Source organism: Aeromonas sp. MdU4 (assembly GCF_041929505.1).
Taxonomy (GTDB): Bacteria; Pseudomonadota; Gammaproteobacteria; order Enterobacterales; family Aeromonadaceae; genus Aeromonas.
This window is the reverse complement of the sequence record NZ_JBHFMW010000002.1, coordinates 117,622-134,257: the sequence shown is the minus strand read 5'-3', so window position 1 is coordinate 134,257 and position 16,636 is coordinate 117,622. Positions and strand designations below refer to the sequence as shown.

General features: G+C 58.5%; 17 protein-coding genes. 2 read left to right on the top strand and 15 right to left on the bottom strand.

The window, feature by feature from the left end:
- Window positions 1–2: 2 nt before the first annotated feature.
- The 4 genes from ACE1BR_RS02090 to rplU all read right to left on the bottom strand — a co-directional run bounded on the left by ACE1BR_RS02090 (window position 3) and on the right by rplU (window position 3,243).
- Window positions 3–992: an MsnO8 family LLM class oxidoreductase gene (locus ACE1BR_RS02090; protein ID WP_374867194.1), complete on the bottom strand. Its 990-nt coding sequence runs from the start codon at window positions 990–992 to the stop codon at window positions 3–5.
- Between the two features lie 270 nt (window positions 993–1,262).
- On the bottom strand, window positions 1,263–2,465 hold the full coding sequence (gene cgtA, locus ACE1BR_RS02085) for an Obg family GTPase CgtA (RefSeq protein WP_374867191.1): 1,203 nt from the start codon (window positions 2,463–2,465) through the stop codon (window positions 1,263–1,265).
- A 191-nt stretch (window positions 2,466–2,656) separates the two neighbouring features.
- On the bottom strand, window positions 2,657–2,914 hold the full coding sequence (rpmA, locus tag ACE1BR_RS02080; RefSeq protein ID WP_374867188.1) for a 50S ribosomal protein L27: 258 nt from the start codon (window positions 2,912–2,914) through the stop codon (window positions 2,657–2,659).
- A gap of 17 nt (window positions 2,915–2,931) precedes the next feature.
- Window positions 2,932–3,243 carry a 50S ribosomal protein L21 gene (rplU, locus tag ACE1BR_RS02075; protein WP_005304210.1) on the bottom strand — a complete coding sequence of 104 codons (312 nt, stop codon included), beginning with the start codon at window positions 3,241–3,243 and terminating at the stop codon, window positions 2,932–2,934.
- A 243-nt stretch (window positions 3,244–3,486) separates the two neighbouring features.
- Between rplU and ispB the strand changes: the two genes are divergently transcribed.
- Entirely contained in the window at window positions 3,487–4,458 is a 972-nt protein-coding gene (ispB, locus tag ACE1BR_RS02070) for an octaprenyl diphosphate synthase (RefSeq protein ID WP_374867186.1), read from the top strand.
- An 85-nt stretch (window positions 4,459–4,543) separates the two neighbouring features.
- Here the strand turns inward: ispB and ACE1BR_RS02065 are convergent, their stop codons facing one another.
- The 11 genes from ACE1BR_RS02065 to ACE1BR_RS02015 form a co-directional block, all read right to left on the bottom strand.
- Window positions 4,544–4,732: a DUF2065 domain-containing protein gene (locus ACE1BR_RS02065; RefSeq protein WP_374867183.1), complete on the bottom strand. Its 189-nt coding sequence runs from the start codon at window positions 4,730–4,732 to the stop codon at window positions 4,544–4,546.
- A gap of 103 nt (window positions 4,733–4,835) precedes the next feature.
- Window positions 4,836–5,720: a protease modulator HflC gene (gene hflC / locus ACE1BR_RS02060; RefSeq protein WP_374867181.1), complete on the bottom strand. Its 885-nt coding sequence runs from the start codon at window positions 5,718–5,720 to the stop codon at window positions 4,836–4,838.
- A gap of 3 nt (window positions 5,721–5,723) precedes the next feature.
- Window positions 5,724–6,872: an FtsH protease activity modulator HflK gene (gene hflK, locus ACE1BR_RS02055; protein ID WP_374867179.1), complete on the bottom strand. Its 1,149-nt coding sequence runs from the start codon at window positions 6,870–6,872 to the stop codon at window positions 5,724–5,726.
- Window positions 6,873–6,920: 48 nt separating this feature from the next.
- Complete coding sequence (gene hflX, locus ACE1BR_RS02050; protein WP_346213016.1) at window positions 6,921–8,207, bottom strand: ribosome rescue GTPase HflX; 1,287 nt, start codon at window positions 8,205–8,207, stop codon at window positions 6,921–6,923.
- 63 nt (window positions 8,208–8,270) lie between these two features.
- Window positions 8,271–8,534 carry an RNA chaperone Hfq gene (gene hfq / locus ACE1BR_RS02045; RefSeq protein WP_005339045.1) on the bottom strand — a complete coding sequence of 88 codons (264 nt, stop codon included), beginning with the start codon at window positions 8,532–8,534 and terminating at the stop codon, window positions 8,271–8,273.
- A gap of 73 nt (window positions 8,535–8,607) precedes the next feature.
- Window positions 8,608–9,525, bottom strand: coding sequence for a tRNA (adenosine(37)-N6)-dimethylallyltransferase MiaA (gene miaA, locus ACE1BR_RS02040; RefSeq protein WP_374867240.1), 918 nt, complete (start codon window positions 9,523–9,525; stop codon window positions 8,608–8,610).
- Between the two features lie 11 nt (window positions 9,526–9,536).
- Window positions 9,537–11,417 carry a DNA mismatch repair endonuclease MutL gene (gene mutL, locus ACE1BR_RS02035; RefSeq protein ID WP_374867177.1) on the bottom strand — a complete coding sequence of 627 codons (1,881 nt, stop codon included), beginning with the start codon at window positions 11,415–11,417 and terminating at the stop codon, window positions 9,537–9,539.
- Window positions 11,418–11,420: 3 nt separating this feature from the next.
- Window positions 11,421–11,579, bottom strand: coding sequence for a hypothetical protein (locus ACE1BR_RS02030; RefSeq protein WP_374867174.1), 159 nt, complete (start codon window positions 11,577–11,579; stop codon window positions 11,421–11,423).
- A gap of 16 nt (window positions 11,580–11,595) precedes the next feature.
- A complete protein-coding gene (locus ACE1BR_RS02025) occupies window positions 11,596–13,299 on the bottom strand; it encodes an N-acetylmuramoyl-L-alanine amidase (RefSeq protein ID WP_374867171.1) in 1,704 nt (567 codons plus the stop codon).
- A 23-nt stretch (window positions 13,300–13,322) separates the two neighbouring features.
- The gene (gene tsaE, locus ACE1BR_RS02020; protein WP_374867169.1) at window positions 13,323–13,796 is read right to left on the bottom strand and encodes a tRNA (adenosine(37)-N6)-threonylcarbamoyltransferase complex ATPase subunit type 1 TsaE; all 474 of its coding nucleotides are present in this window, start codon (window positions 13,794–13,796) and stop codon (window positions 13,323–13,325) included.
- A gap of 10 nt (window positions 13,797–13,806) precedes the next feature.
- Window positions 13,807–15,318, bottom strand: a complete 1,512-nt coding sequence (locus ACE1BR_RS02015) for an NAD(P)H-hydrate dehydratase (protein ID WP_374867166.1) — start codon at window positions 15,316–15,318, stop codon at window positions 13,807–13,809.
- Window positions 15,319–15,378: 60 nt separating this feature from the next.
- On the opposite strand from ACE1BR_RS02015, the gene queG reads away from it, so the two are divergent.
- Window positions 15,379–16,533, top strand: coding sequence for a tRNA epoxyqueuosine(34) reductase QueG (queG, locus tag ACE1BR_RS02010; protein WP_374867164.1), 1,155 nt, complete (start codon window positions 15,379–15,381; stop codon window positions 16,531–16,533).
- Window positions 16,534–16,636 lie beyond the last annotated feature (103 nt).

Here is a 16,636-nt window from a genome sequence, read left to right as displayed (position 1 = left end):
GGCTACAGGCTCTGCATCAGCTCTGCGGCGATTTCGAAAGAGCGCAACCTGGCCTGATGGTCGACGATAGGTCCGTTGAACATCAGCTCATCGGCCCGGGTCTCCGCCAGCAGCGCCTTGAGACCGTGCCGAACCTGCTCCGGGTCGCCTACCAGAGAGCGGGCAAGCGTCTGCTCCATCGCCATCAGCTCACGGGGTGCCCACTCATCGCCAAGCTGGACGACCGGCGCGGGCAGCTTGCCCGCATCACCGCGATGCAGGCGCAAGAACTGTTGCTGCACGGTAGTGAACTGGAAACGGGCCTCTCGCTCAGTGTCGGCGGCGATCATATTGATGCAGACCACGGCATGGGGCTTGGGCCAGCGGGCAGAGGGGCGATACTGGCTACGGTAGATCTCCAGCGCCTGCAGCAACATGGCAGGGGCGAAATGGGAGGCAAAACCGAACGGTAAGCCCATCGCCGCCGCCAGTTGTGCGCTGTAGAGGCTGGAACCCAGCAGCCAGATAGGCAGATGCAGCCCCTGACCGGGCACCGCCTGCACGGCACCGATCTCGTCGCCAAAGTAGCTTATCAGCTCACGCACATCGGCCGGGAAATCGTCCCCCTCACCGCTGCGCATTCGCCGCAGCGCCCGCATGGTACGCTGATCAGTCCCGGGCGCCCGACCAAGGCCCAGATCGATGCGGTCAGGATAGAGGGAAGCTAGCGTGCCAAACTGCTCGGCGATGACCAACGGCGAGTGGTTCGGCAGCATGATACCGCCTGCGCCAATCCGCAAAGTGGTGGTGGCCTCGGCCAAATGACCGATCAGCACCGAGGTGGCGGCACTGGCAATGCCCGGCATGTTGTGATGTTCGGCCAGCCAGTAGCGCTGGTAACCCCAGCCCTCGGCATGGCGGGCAAGATCCCGCGAACGGCGAAACGACTCGGCAGGTACAGAACCTTCGGCAACCGGCACCAGATCGAGCACGGCATAGGGGATGACAGACATGAACACACTCCATTGCATCACAATTTGCTAACAGAAGTGGCACTCTATCATGAGATGTTCGAACGGAACACATTTGAGCTTGCTCACCAGCTATCACAGCTTGTGACTGATGAAACGCAGGCTGTGGCCGGACAACATGGCAGGAACAGATAGGATGATTATTCCATGAATGACAGGTAATACGTTTCCCCCATGCTATTTAACAGGCCGGGATCGCCATAAAAAAGCGGAGCCTATAGAGGCTCCGTTTTTCAGTCACGCGAGTCGGGATCAATCACGAACATAGATGACTTCAACGCCATCATCTTCATCATCGTCCCAATCGTCATCGTCAAGTCCGTCGTCGAAGGCCATAGAGGCAGCCAGAGCTTCCGCTTCAGCCTGTGCCAACTGGTTCTTGTGGTAATCGTCCCACTTGAACTCAACCTTCTCGATCGCCTCTTTGGCATCCTGTTCCAGCTGACGCGGCATGGTATCCAGCAGATCCAGAATGTCGTAGCAGACCTTCTTGGTACCTTCCTTGTTGATGGCGGTGATGGCGTAGACTGGCCCTTCATGATTGAGAGCAGCCTTGACGCGATCCATCACTTCCTGCGCTTCCTCTTCGAGGATCAGGTCCATCTTGTTGAAGACCAGCCAGCGCGGCTTGCCAGCCAACTCGGGGCTGTACTTCTCCAGCTCCCGCACGATGGTGACGGCGTTTTCAGCAGGATCTGAGCCATCAATCGGGCAGATATCAACCAGATGGAGCAGTACGCGGCAACGCTCGAGGTGCTTGAGGAAGCGAATGCCCAGACCTGCACCTTCAGCAGCCCCTTCGATCAGACCCGGAATATCGGCGATCACAAAGGAGCGAGAGTTCTCGCCACGCACCACACCGAGGTTAGGAACCAGGGTGGTGAAGGGGTAATCGGCCACTTTCGGGCGAGCAGCAGAGACGGCACGGATAAAGGTAGATTTGCCTGCGTTGGGCAGACCCAGCATACCGACATCAGCCAGCAACAGCAGTTCAAGCTTCAGAGTGCGAACTTCACCCGGCGTACCGTTGCTCTTCTGGCGTGGAGCCCGGTTGACGGAGCTCTTGAAGCGGGTGTTGCCCAGACCGTGGAAACCACCCTTGGCAACCATCAACTTCTGACCATGAGTGGTCAGGTCACCCAGCCGCTCACCGGTATCCTCATCGCTAGCGCGAGTCCCGACCGGAACGCGCAGGACCTTGTCCTTGCCACGATGGCCGGTGCAGTTGGCGCTGCGACCATTCTCGCCACGCTCAGCGGCATGGAAACGCTCAAAACGGTAATCGATCAGGGTATTCAGGTTCTCGTCGGCCAGCAGATAAACGTCACCGCCATCGCCACCGTCACCGCCATCCGGACCACCGTTGGGAACATACAACTCCCGGCGAAAACTGACACAACCGTTACCACCGTCACCGGCATCGACTCGAATCTGGACTTCATCAACAAACTTCATAGGTAACCGTCACCTTAATTCGAAAAACCGATACGCAATTATAGTGGTACAGACCCCTGCGGGCGATACGCATCTTGGTAATCCACACCCCTGTTGGAGCCCGGGACCTCTGCGTTCCGTTTTTTCGTCAGCTATTCAGAAAAACAAAAGCCCCGCCTGTTGGCGGGGCTTCGGATCCTTGCGGTCCGTAATTACTCAGCAACGATGCTAACGTACTTACGATTCAGCGGACCTTTAACTTCGAACAGGATCTTGCCAGTCGCGGTGGCGAACAGGGTGTGATCCTTGCCCAGACCAACGTTGTTGCCAGCGTGGAACTTGGTACCACGTTGACGAACGATGATGCTACCAGCCAGAACTGTTTCGCCGCCGAAACGCTTAACGCCCAGGCGTTTAGCTTCAGAATCGCGACCGTTACGGGATGAACCGCCAGCTTTTTTGTGTGCCATTTATCGGACTCCTCTAATTAAGCGCTGATGCCAGTGATTTTGACTTCAGTGAACCACTGACGGTGGCCCGCTTGCTTACGATGGTGCTTACGACGACGGAACTTGACGATAGTCACTTTCTCGCCACGGCCGTGAGCCACAACTTCAGCTACAACCTTGCCACCTTCAACGAAAGGAGCACCTACTTTAAAAGTGTCGCCTGCAGCAACCATCAGAACTTCGTTGAAGTCGATAGTAGCGCCAGTCTCAACGTTCAGCTTTTCCAGACGAACGATTTGACCTTCGGCCACACGGTGTTGTTTTCCGCCGCTTTGGAATACCGCGTACATTTGATTAACTCCGTAAAGGCATGTCTTTTGCTCAAGGCCAGACATGCGCAAAAACCTATAACAATGGGCGGGCATTCTACGCAAATCGATCTGCTCAGGCAAGGCCAATTTAGCAAAAAGTTTATTTTGTGCGCATATCTGCCGCCGTGGATAAACGCCTAACTGTAACCCATTGTGAAATCGTGTAGAATCCCCGCCATTACTAAAAATCGCAGTTATTGCTGCTGTCACGTTACGAGACTTATGGACCAACAGACTATCCGTGCGCTCTGTGCCGCCGACATGACGGCGGTCAATGAACTGATCCTGGCCCGACTCCAGTCCGACGTTAGTCTGATCAACCAGCTGGGCTTCTACATTGTCAGCGCTGGCGGAAAACGGATGCGCCCCATGCTGACCGTAATGGCAGCCCGTGCGCTGGGCTATGAGGGTGAGGATCACCTGAAACTGGCCGCCATCATCGAGTTTATCCACACCTCAACCCTGCTGCATGATGACGTGGTTGACGAATCCGACCTGCGCCGCGGTCGGGAAACAGCCAACGCCCTGTTTGGTAATGCCGCCAGCGTGCTGGTCGGTGACTACCTCTACAGCCGCTCCTTCCAGATGATGAGCGAACTTTCCAACCTGCGGGTGATGGAGATCCTCTCGGATGCCACCAACACCATCGCCGAAGGGGAAGTGCTGCAGTTGATGAACTGCAACGACCCGGATACCACCGAACAGAGCTACATGACGGTCATCTACTGCAAGACCGCCAAGCTGTTTGAAGCCGCGACCCGCCTCGCCGCCGTGCTGACCCATCAGCCCGACCCTATCGAGCAGGCGATGACCGACTACGGCAAGTATCTGGGTACCGCCTTCCAGATCATCGATGATGTGATGGACTACTGCTCCCAGAGCGAAGATATGGGCAAGAACGTTGGCGATGATCTGGCAGAAGGCAAGCCGACGCTACCACTGCTGCGCGCCATGGAAGTGGGTTCACCCGAAGAGCGTCAGCTGGTACGCGATGCCATCGAGCACCGCAACGGCATGGAACACCTCGACCAGATCCTGGCCATTCTCGACCGTACCGGTGCGCTGGAGTATTCCCGCATGCGGGCACGGGAAGAGGCTGACAAGGCCATTGCCGCCCTCGCCATCCTGCCGGACTCCCAGCACAAGCAGGCGCTGGAGACGCTGGCCCATATGGCCGTGCAGCGCAGTGCCTGAGTAAACAACGTTGATGAAAAAAGAGGCCTTCGGCCTCTTTTTTATTGTCCGTAGCTTGGTGGAAAGTATCTTTCATTCGCTCGACTCAGCGACTCAACATCCAGAGGATCACGCAGCCTGCGACCACCAGCGAGCCGCCGATACGACGCAACTGCTCCGCGGGCTGATCGCTCAGCAGCCGCAGCATCTGCTGCCACGCTTTGGGTACCAGCAATGGGCCGAGCCCCTCGAACAACAGCAACAACCCCAACCCCATCAGCATGGATGTCAACATCTCGCCCCCTTCAAAGAAAAACGCCCCCAATCGGTAGCAGGTTCAGACACGAAAACAAAAAGGGTCTGACAATGCAGACCCTTTGAATGTGACCTCGTGGCGATTACTGCTTGGAGCCGTGAGGAGACTTGAGGTAACGGAAGAACTCGCTGTCCGGTTTCAGCACCATCAGGTCATTGCCACCAGCGAAGCTCTTGCGATAGGCCTCCATACTACGCACAAAGCTGAAAAACTCGGGGTCTTTCTTGTAGCTTTCGGCGTAGATCTTGGCCGCTTCCGCATCACCTTCACCGCGCAACTGACGCGCATTACTCTCGGCATCAGCCAGCATGACGGTTACCTTGCGGTCGATGTCGGCACGCAGGATCTCGGCCTTCTCGCGACCCTGAGAACGATGCTCACGGGCTACCGCGGTACGTTCAGCACGCATCCGCTGGTAGATGGAGTTGGACACTTCCACCGGCAGGTTGATCTGCTTGATCCGCACATCCACCACCTTGATACCGAGCTCGGAGGAGCGAGCCATCTTTTTCAGGGCATCTTCCATCACGGTACTGCGCTCACCGGAAACAATGTCCTTGATGGTGCGGTTACCGATCTCGGAACGCAGACCGTTGTTGATCTTGCGCTTGAGCAGATCTTCAGCCTGCAGTTTGTTGCCACCACCAGTTGCCAGGTAGTACTTGGAGAAGTCCTCGATCTTCCACTTCACGTAGGAGTCGATGATAAGATCTTTCTTCTCGGAGGTGACAAAACGGTCGGCCTGGCTGTCGATGGTCTGGATGCGGGCATCCATCTTGCGAACCTGGTCGATGAGCGGCACCTTGAAGTGCAGACCCGGCTCATAGAGACGGGGCTCACCGGAGTCAATCCGCTTCACCTTGCCAAACTGCACCACAATCCCCTTCTGACCTTCATCAACGATAAAGACAGAGGAGAAGCAGACCATGGCAGCCACAGCGATTGCACCAATAGCTAGCTTTTTCATCTATCAGTTTCTCCCTGAGCTGAAGCGGTCACCGCTACGCAGCGGCATCGGGGTGGAGTTGGCACCTTCGTTGGAAACAGGGGCTGGCTCTACTGCCGGTTGAGTAACAGAACGCTCTGGTTGGGCCGGTGCAGACTTGCTGGACAGTTTGTCGAGCGGCAGATAGATCATGCTGTTGTTGCCAGCCGGCATGTCGACCACCACCTTGTTGGCCTGCTGATAGAGCTCTTCCATCGTTTCCAGGTAGATACGGTTACGAGTCAGCTCGGGCGCAGCCTGATACTGGGGCAACAGCTCGTTGAAACGAGCAACTTCACCCTTGGCTTTCAGCACGATCTGGGACTTGTAGCCTTCTGCTTCCTGCTCCAGACGCTTGACCGAACCACGCGCCTTCGGCTCCACTTCACGGGCGTAGGCTTCCGCCTCACGGATGAAGCGCTGCTCATCTTCCTGAGCAGAGATGGCATCATCGAAGGCATCTTTCACCTCTTCCGGCGGACGGGCCGGCAGGAAGTTGACGTCGACGATCTGCAGACCCATCTGGTAGGGCTCGATGATGCCATCGATAACCTGCCAGGTCTCCTGACGCACTTTCTCACGACCGGTAGTCAGCACGTCATCCATCCGGGTATGGCCCACAACGTAGCGCAGGGCGCTATCGGTGGCCTGACCCAGACTTTCGTCGGCATTGGTCACGCTGAACAGATACTGCTCGGGATTGACGACACGGTACTGCACGTCCATCTCGACCCGCACCACGTTCTCATCCTGAGTCAGCATGAAACCGGAAGCGGGCAGGGAGCGCACGGACTCGACGTCCACCGGGATCACCTGATCGATAAAAGTTGGTTTCCAGCGCAGGCCCGGCTCGACAATATGGGAAAACTTGCCAAAGCGCAGTACGGCACCACGCTCTGCTTCGCGAATGGTGTAGAAGCCGCTGACGACCCACACCACCACAGCCACAACCAGCGCGATGGAGATACCAAAGCGACCTACATCGCCACCCGATTTGCCACCGCCAAACAAGCCACCAAAACGGCGACTCACTTTGCGCAGCATTTCATCCAGATCAGGGGGTCCCTGATTCTTGCCGTTATTCCCCCAAGGGTCACGGTCTTTGCCGTTGTTACCAGGCTCATTCCAAGCCATCAGCGTCTCCATTAATACATGCGGATGGATATCATCTCTATCTGGCGATCAGTGCCGGATAAAGCGTTGTAAACTCTCACCTTCCTGTTTCACGAGGCGGTTCCAGTCGGCCACTTGCAAGCGGACTTCCAGCACGAAATCACCCTCCTCACTAAAACCTTCCTGCTCAATCCCTTTCAGCTGATAGAGCGCACTGCGCAATCTCGCGGCAGAAGGCGGCAACTGCAGGGTGTGATGCACCATGGAGCCAGCCAGCAATTCGGTCAGCGCCGTAAACAGATGCTCACAACCTTCACCGGTCTGGGCCGACAACCAGACGCGCAACGGGCGCCCCTCGTCATCTCGCTCCAGACCTGCCGGACGATCTGCCAACTTGTCGATCTTGTTGCAGATCATCAGCTGGGGCCGGTCGTCGGCTTCAATCTCGGCCAACACCTGCTGCACGGAGTCGATATTCTCCTGCATCTGCTCATCGGCACAGTCCACCACATGCAGCAAAAGATCCGCTTCACGGGTCTCCTGCAGGGTCGCCTTGAAGGCCGCGACCAGATCATGGGGCAAGTGTCGAATAAATCCAACTGTATCCGCCAAAATCACATCACCCACATCCCGGATCACCAATTTACGCAGGGTGGGATCCAGAGTTGCGAACAATTGGTCGGCAGCATACACGCTGGCAGCTGTAAGTTGGTTGAACAAAGTGGACTTTCCGGCGTTTGTGTAACCAACCAGCGACACCGTCGGCACTTCGTTGCGATTGCGGGCCCGACGTCCCTGCTCCCGCTGTTTGGCCACCTTGTCGAGCCTGCGCAAAATCGCCTTGATGCGCTCGCGCAACAGACGTCGGTCGGTTTCCAGCTGGGTTTCACCCGGACCACGCAAACCGATCCCGCCCTTTTGACGCTCAAGGTGGGTCCAGCCTCGCACTAGGCGAGTGGAAAGATGGCGCAACTGGGCCAGTTCGACCTGCAGTTTACCTTCGTGAGTACGGGCGCGCTGAGCGAAGATATCGAGGATCAGGCCGGTTCTATCAACCACCCGGCACTGGAACAGACGCTCCAGGTTGCGTTCCTGGGCTGGGGTCAGGGCATGGTTGAAGATAACGACGTCGGCATCCAGCATCTGGACTTGGGACGCGATCTCTTCAGCCTTGCCACTGCCGACAAAAAATTTGGCACTGGGAGCGCTGCGGCTGGTAGTAACGACCCCCAGCGCATTGACGCCTGCAGAGCTCACCAACATCTTGAGCTCTTCCAGATCCTCCCGCTCACCCTCATCACTGAAGTTGACATGCACCAGAACGGCCTGTTCGCCAGCTTCATAACGGTCAAACAAGCGCTTGCTCCTTAACAGGAATCATGATGAATCTGAGTTGGCGAGACGACTCGCCCCGGGATATCACGCCTCGGCATCACCCTGTTCATCAGCCGCACCACCCGGGGTGGGCTGGTGATGGTTGACGGCTCGGGCCGGTACGACGGTAGAGATGGCATGCTTGTAAACCATCTGGCTCACGGTGTTTTTCAACAGGATCACAAACTGGTCAAAAGACTCGATCTGACCTTGCAGTTTGATGCCGTTCACCAAATAGATAGAAACAGGAATCCGCTCACGGCGCAGCGCATTCAAAAACGGGTCTTGGAGAGATTGCCCCTTAGCCATTTTTCTTTTCCTTATAGTTTGTTGTTTTTAAAACACCGGATATCAATATAACAACCTGATTATACAGGGAGTGTCAAGCCGCACCAGCGCGAGCAAGCACGCGGGCGAGGTTGTCAGACTCACCGGATTCCAGCCAGGTCACATCAGCCCAACCGCGCAACCAGGTCATCTGTCGTTTTGCCAATTGGCGGGTGGCAACAATGCCACGATAACGCATCTCATCATACTCCACTTCACCGCACAGGTAGTCCCACATTTGGCGATAACCTACACAGCGAATGGAGGGGAGATCCGGGTGCAGATCGCCGCGCGCCATCAACGCGCGGACCTCCTGTTCAAAACCACCTTGCAGCATCTTGTCAAAGCGCAATTCGATGCGCCGGTGTAGCACGGCGCGATCGCTCGGGGCAATGGCAAACTGCTGCACCCGATAGGGCAGCCCCTCCCCCTGCACTTGGGTCAGCTCGGTGAGGGTCTTACCGCTGATGCGATAGACCTCCAGCGCCCGAGAGAGCCGCTGCGGGTCATTGGGGTGGATCCGCGCCCCGGCCACCGGGTCGATGCGCACCAACTCGTCGTGCAACGCCTGCCAGCCAAGACGAGCAGCTTCCTCTTCTATTCCGGCCCTAATTGCAGGGTCGGCGGAGGGCAGCGGAGACAATCCCTCCAGCAGCGCCTTGAAATAGAGCATGGTGCCGCCCACCAGCAGCGGAATGCGGCCGCGGTCGGCAATCTCTTTCATCTCCCGCAGGGCATCCTTGCAAAAATCGGCCGCCGAATAGCTCATGGCGGGATCGAGGATGTCGATCAGGCGATGGGGCGCCAGCGCCAACTCGTCAGCGGTTGGCTTGGCCGTTCCAATATCCATGCCGCGATAGATGAGCGCCGAATCGACGCTGATGATGTCGCAGGGCAGCGCCTGGCACAGTTCAATGGCGAGATCCGTCTTGCCGGAGGCCGTCGGCCCCATCAAAAAAATTGCAGTCGGCAAGTCAGCCACGTTTACACTCCTTCAGCACAGTCACTCTGTGCAAACTCTTCCAACACGGTCGCCAGCGAGAGCGGGCGCACCATGCGAATGTCTGCCAGTTGGTCATTGAAATCGGCTACAAGTTCCGTCAGCAGACGACTGGCAGTTGAAAAATCGTATATTTTTTCGCGGCTTATCCCCTGATCTACCAACCATTGGCATAATACTTCAGCCTGCTGGCCAGCATCACTGTCAGATCCGCCCTCGATAATTTGCAGTAATTCGGGTAACAGACGTACCAGATCGGTCTGACGCAGCAGAGCAGGCACCCGCGTCAGGATCATGGTGTCGCGCCCCCCGCTTTTCAACTCCAGCCCGATCCGTTTCAGCAAACGCTCCTGCTCGGTCACCAGCGCGATCAAATTCTTCGGCAATTTGAAGGAGACCGGCAGCAACAGTGGTTGAGCTGCCAGCCCCTGGCCCCAGGCATCCAGCAGCCAGCTGCGCAGCAGCACTCGCTCAGCCCGCACCAGCGAAAGCAGCGCCAGCTGATTATCCCGCTCGATCAACAGATAGGCCTGTTCCACCAGCGTCAGAGCGCGGCATCCCCCCTGTTTGGGCTGCGGCACGGTGGCGGCAGGATGCGCGGGCGCAATCGCAGCTGCCGTTGCGATGGGCAACGTAGTGAGCAACGCCCCCATGCCGCGCATCGCCTCGCGGCTTGGCTGCTCGGGCGGCTGGTAGTTGCTGGTACGAGCAGCTCCCCCTTCCCGCACCTGCGCGGGCGCCCGATAGCTGTGCTCAGCGCCATACCACTCGGTACGCGGTGCCTGACCGGGATATTCAATTTGCGGGCTGACCGGCAATTCGACCAGGGTGTCGGCCAACGGCTCTTCCTGATGAGCGGCGTTGACTCCTTCACGGCGCAGTGCGGTAAACAGCGCCTGAAAGATGAAATCGTGGATCAACCGCGCCTGATGGAAGCGCACCTCGTGCTTGGCCGGGTGGACGTTGACATCCACCTGACGGGGATCCAGCTCGATATAGAGCACATAGGCGGCGAAGCGATCAGGAGGCAGCAGCTCGTCATAGGCTTGGCGGATGGCGTGGTTGATCAGCTTGTCGCGCATCATCCGGCCGTTGACATAGGTATATTGCAGGTCGTTTTGCGGTCTGGCGCCCTCGGGCATTGCCAGCCAGCCCCACAGCCGAACATCGCTGTGCTCGCTTTCCACCGCCAGCGCATGGTGCATGAAGGGGGTGCCGCAGACGGCGGCGAGGCGGCGCTCCTGTTCCGGCACCGTATTGGCAGCCTTGTACTGGCGCACCACCTTGCCGTTGTGGCGCAAGATCAGGGTGGCGTCGAAGCGAGAGAGCGCGATGCGGCGCACCAGCTCGTCGATATGGGCAAACTCGGTCTTTTCGCTGCGCATGAACTTGCGCCGCGCCGGTGTATTGAAGAAGAGATCCACCACCTCCACTGTAGTGCCCACCGGATGGGCCGCTGGCTTGATGGTGACGCTCATCTCGCGTCCTTCAGCCTGGGCTTGCCAGGCTTCCGACTGCTCTGCGGTGCGGGAGGTGAAGGTGAGACGGGATACCGAGCTGATGGAGGCGAGCGCCTCACCACGAAAACCGAGGCTGTTGATCCCTTCCAGATCGTCCAGTGTGGCAACCTTGGAGGTGGCGTGACGCGACAGCGCCAACACCAGCTCGTCTTTGGCAACACCACAACCGTTGTCGCGGATGCGGATCAGCTTGGCGCCCCCCTTGTCAATGTCGATCTCGACCCGGTCGGCCCCCGCATCCAGGCTGTTTTCCACCAGCTCTTTCACCACAGAAGAGGGCCGCTCCACCACCTCTCCGGCGGCAATCTGGTTGGCCAGAATGGGTGGCAAAATACGGATCGGCATCATTTACTCCTGAATTTCTATCTTGTGGATAGAGAGCCGCTCCACCACCTCTCCACCAACCGGAATCTGGTTGGCCAAGATCGGAGGTAAAATACGGATCGGCATCACTTGCTCCTGAATTTCAATCTTGCAGACGGTATTCGCTAACACAGGGAGCGGCATCGCCAGCTCCCGTGCGTTAGTTTTGGGGAATATAGAGCACCTGCCCTATCTGAATTTCCCGCGATTTAAGCTTGTTGATCTCCGCTAATCGCGCCTGACTCACCCCATATTTTTCTGCCAGGCGAGAGAGACTCTCACCCCGCTGGACTACATGGCGGCTCATCTGTGATTTGTCATCACTGCGTGCCGGGGCGGCACTGCTTTGCCCCTGCTGAGGAATGTAGATGGTCTGGCCAATCTGAATATCACGGCTGCGCAACTGGTTGATCTCGACCAACGTGGCCTGAGTCACGCCATGTTTCTCGGCCAGGCGGGAGAGGCTTTCACCCCGTTGGACCACATGGCGGAGCATCCGCGATTTGTCATAGTCGCCTACGCTACTGACCGGTGCACCAGACTCCTGCGCCGCTGCCGAGTAGGGCTTGATCACGCCAGCGCCGGAGGCGCTGCCAATACTGCTGACTGGCGCCCCACTGTCACGCACGGTGGCAGGCATCTTGTTGGTCACTACGGGCTGCGACTGCACCGGCTTGGGTTGAGTCACCGGCTGCTGCGCCACCTGAGCGGGTCTGCTGACGGCGGCAGGCTTGCTCGCCTGCCCCTTGCCGGTCAACATGGCCCCCTTGGTCGGGTGGGCACGGTAGTAGTTGCGGATCCCCTCGAAAATGGCGCGCGCCAGCTGATCCTGATAGCTGGCGGTGGCCAGCAGCTTCTCTTCCGCATGGTTGGAGATAAAACCGGTCTCCACCAGCACGGAGGGAATATCCGGCGCTTTCAACACCGCCAGACTGGCGTGCTCCGGCGCCTTCTTGTGCAGTCGGGCAACCTTGCCCATGGAGCGCAGGATCTGGCGGCTGACGTCGTAGCCCTCAGCACGGGACTTGTCCATCGAGAGGTCGAGGAAGGTCTGCGCCAGATAGGGGTTGGGATCGGATTCGGCCAATACCTTGCCGACCCCACCCAGCAACTCGCCCTGCTTCTCTTGTTTCTCCAGCCAGCTACCCATCTCGCGGTTGGCACGGTTGGTCGACAAGACCCAGACCGAGGCACCACGGGGGGTAGAGTTGTGGAAACTGTCCGCATGCACCGATACCAGCAGATCCGCCTTGGCCTTGCGGGCAATCTCGGAGCGCTTGTTGAGATCGACAAAGTAATCGCCACGACGGGTCAGTACGGCGCGCATCCCCGGCTCGCGATCGATCAGCGCCGCCAGTTTCTGGGAAACCGCCATGGTCACCCGTTTCTCATAGGTGCGGCGCGGTCCGATGGAGCCCGGATCTTCACCGCCATGGCCCGGGTCGATGGCAATCACCACCCCATTGCCCTTGCCACCCACCGGCGTAGCCTGCACGGCAGCGGCTGAACGTTTCTCTTCATAGGGAAGGTCGATGACCAGACGGTGACCATATGGCCCGGCTGGCGCCAGCGGAAAGACCACCGGCTTGATGGCAGAGCTGAGATCGAGCACCAGGCGCAAACCGCCGTTCTCCAGCGGAGTGCTCTGGCGGATCTTGCGCACCAGTTCGCTGTTGTTCTCAACCCGAGCCAAATTGGCACTGTTACTCGCCCCTTTCAGGTCGATCACCAGCCGATCCGGGCCACTCAGGGTGAAATAGTTGAAGTTGGGAGCACTGCTCATGTCGAGCACTACCCGGGTATTATCCGGTGATGGCCAGATTCGTACACTCTTGAGCTGATTGGCCCAAGAGGGTAATGCCATCAAAGAGAGAGCAATAACAAGGATCAAGCGCACGTAGATGACAACCGTTCCAGAATGGCTTCGCCAATAGCAGTGCGGGCCTCTATCAGAACCTCGCGCTGCTCGCCTACATAACTGAGGGTAATTTCAAGGTCGGGAGCCGGTAACCAGCCCTCTCCTTTCTCCGACCACTCCACCAGACAGAGCGTATTGGCGGCAAAATAGTCGCGAATTCCCATGAACTCCAGCTCTTCAGGATCAGCCAGGCGATAGAGATCGAAATGGTAGACCTGCCAGTCAGCCAGCTCATAAGGTTCTACCAGAGTGTAGGTCGGGCTTTTTACCTTGCCCTGATGGCCAAGGCCCTGTACCCAGCCACGGGTCAGGGTGGTTTTACCGGCGCCAAGGGTGCCATGCAAAAACACCGTGGTCGCCTGCTGGCAAGCCTGTGCCAGACGGCCACCCAGTGCCACTGTTGCTGCCTCGTCCGGCAGTGTCATCATCAACTGTTTTGCCATGTTCTTCTTGTTAACTTGTTATGGTGTCGGGATTAACCAGTCTGCGGATCAGGGGCAGCAAGTCTGACGCCAGCATGCCCCGCTCTCCGTCAGCAGCAGCCAGATCGGCCGCCTCGCCGTGGATCACGGCGCCCAGCCAGGTTGCCATGGTAGCAGACAAGCCCTGGGCCAAAAGGGCGGCGATTATACCAGATAACAGATCGCCCATGCCGCCACTTGCCATGCCGGGATTGCCTTCACAACAGAGAGCAACTCGCTCACCGTCATAAATCAGCGTCCCCGCCCCTTTTAATAGCACAACGCCGCCATAACGCTGCTGCAACGCCTGCACAGCGGCAAACCGGTCAGCCTCAATATCGGCAATGGTACATCCCAGCAGCCGCGCCGCTTCGCCGGGATGGGGAGTGAGCACCCAATTATCCTGATGGCGGGGAGATTGCGCCAGCCAATTCAATCCATCGGCGTCCAAAACCAGCGGCAACCGATCGGTGAGATAACGGGCGATTTGCCCTCTCCCCCACTCATCCTGACCGAGCCCGGGGCCAATCACTCGCACCGAGGCCCATCCCTCATCATCTGCGGTGGTGAGGCTCATCAATTCGGGTTGATAGAGACTGGCGGGCGGGAGCTCCGGATGCTGGCACACCCGCACCAGTCCGGCTCCGGCTCGCAGGCTGGCGCGAGCCGCCAGCACGATGGCTCCCTGCATGCCGCGATTGCCCCCTACCAGCAGCACCTTGCCATGCCCACCTTTATTTGAAGAGCGCTGACGCGGGCTCAACCACTCGCACAAAAGCGGATAATCGATGCGCCAGGCAGCAGGCAGAATCGCTCTATCTGGCATCACGCCAAGGGGATCACAATCGAGCTGACCGATACAGTCGACCCCGTCACCGGTGAGCATCCCCTGTTTGATACCGATAAAGGTGAGAGTGCGGGTGGCTCGCACCACCGCCCCCATCGCACGGCCCGTATCGCCGTTAAGGCCAGAGGGGAGATCCACGGCGAGTACGGGAGCCGCCAAGCCATTGATTGTTGCGACGATCTTTGTCAGTAACAGCGATAGATGCGTACTGACGCCGGTACCAAGCAGGGCATCAACGACCAGATCGGGCGCAGGCTGTTGCGCCCCATCGAACTGCTCTGCCAGCCAGACCCGGCCACCGGCCGACAGCCACTCATCGGCGGCCAGCCTGGCGTCACCCTTCAGCTGTTCTGGCGCCCTGGCGGCGATCACCACCACATCAATACCGATCTGACGAGCAAGACGAGCGAGCACATAGCCATCGCCGCCGTTATTGCCGGGACCAACGAAGATCCACCAACAGCGACTCTCGGGCCAATGCAGGGTGGCATAAGTGCGTAGCGCTGCACCCGCTCGCGCCATCAAGGCATAGAGGGGTTGTCCCTCGCGCTCGGCCCAGCTACGCTCCAATGCGCGGATCTGTTCAGTCTGCCACAGCCCCTGTGGTAAACTGCCCCCCTCTTTTGTGCCCAACACGCCCCTGATGACCTCAACCATGACGGCTCCCGCCTCTTATCAACCGACCCATACTCGCGAATCCCGGACAGGCCAGGACGCATGAGCACACCTGACCTCCACCAGCTGGTCCACGATATCAAGCTCTGGGCAAGCGAGCTAGGATTTGACCAGATTGGCATCACCGATCCGGATCTTGCGGCCGAGGAGCCGAGATTGCAGGCCTGGCTGGATGCGGGCTATCACGGCAGCATGGATTACATGGCACGCCACGGCATGATGCGCGCCAGAGCCCACGAACTGTTGCCGGGCACCCTGCGGGTCATATCGGTGCGGATGAACTACCTCCCCTTTGAAGCGGGCTTCGCCGCCACCCTGCGCGATCCGACCCTTGGCTATATCAGCCGCTACGCCCTCGGCCGCGACTACCACAAGGTACTGCGCAATCGCCTCAAACAGCTGGGGGAACGGATCGAAGCGCGCTGCACCACCCTGTTGCAAGACTCCGCCGACACAACGGGGGAGTGGCGCCCCTTTGTCGATTCAGCTCCGGTGCTGGAGCGGCCATTGGCTGCCAAAGCGGGGCTCGGCTGGGTCGGCAAACACTCCCTGCTGCTCAATGAATCGGCGGGATCCTTCTTCTTTTTGGGAGAGCTACTGGTGAGCCTGCCGCTCCCCATCGATGTGCCGGTGGAAAAAGAGCAGTGCGGCAAGTGTGTCGCCTGCATCAACATCTGCCCGACTGGCGCCATTGTCGCCCCCTATGTAGTGGATGGCCGTCGCTGCATCTCCTATCTCACCATCGAGAACGACGGCCCCATCCCCGAAGAGTTCAGAGCGCTAATGGGCAATAGGATCTACGGCTGCGACGACTGCCAGCTTATCTGCCCCTGGAATCGCTATGCCGATGCCAGCCCGGAGCCTGACTTCAGTCCCCGCCCCGGCCTGCACCGCCCGCCGCTCCTTGAGCTGTGGCGTTGGAGCGAGGCCGAGTTTCTCAAACAGACCGAGGGGAGCCCCATTCGCCGCATCGGCTATCAACGCTGGCGCCGCAATCTGGCGGTCGCCCTTGGTAATGGCCCGGCAACGCCCGAAGTCATCGAAGCCCTGCAACTGGGGATGGCCATGGCTGAGCCCATGGTGGCCGAACATATCGAATGGGCGCTGGCAAGCCTTGCCCGGCGTCAGGATGAAACGAACAAGAAAACCCGTCTGCTGATCCGTTGCATCGAAAAAGGTCTGCCGGATCACGCCTAAGTGATCTGCCCCTTGCCGGATTGCAGCAGTTTTTTCATGCTCTGCCGACCCACAAAGATCAGCACACCATGTTGATAAACAATGGTCGGCATACAAAAGGACA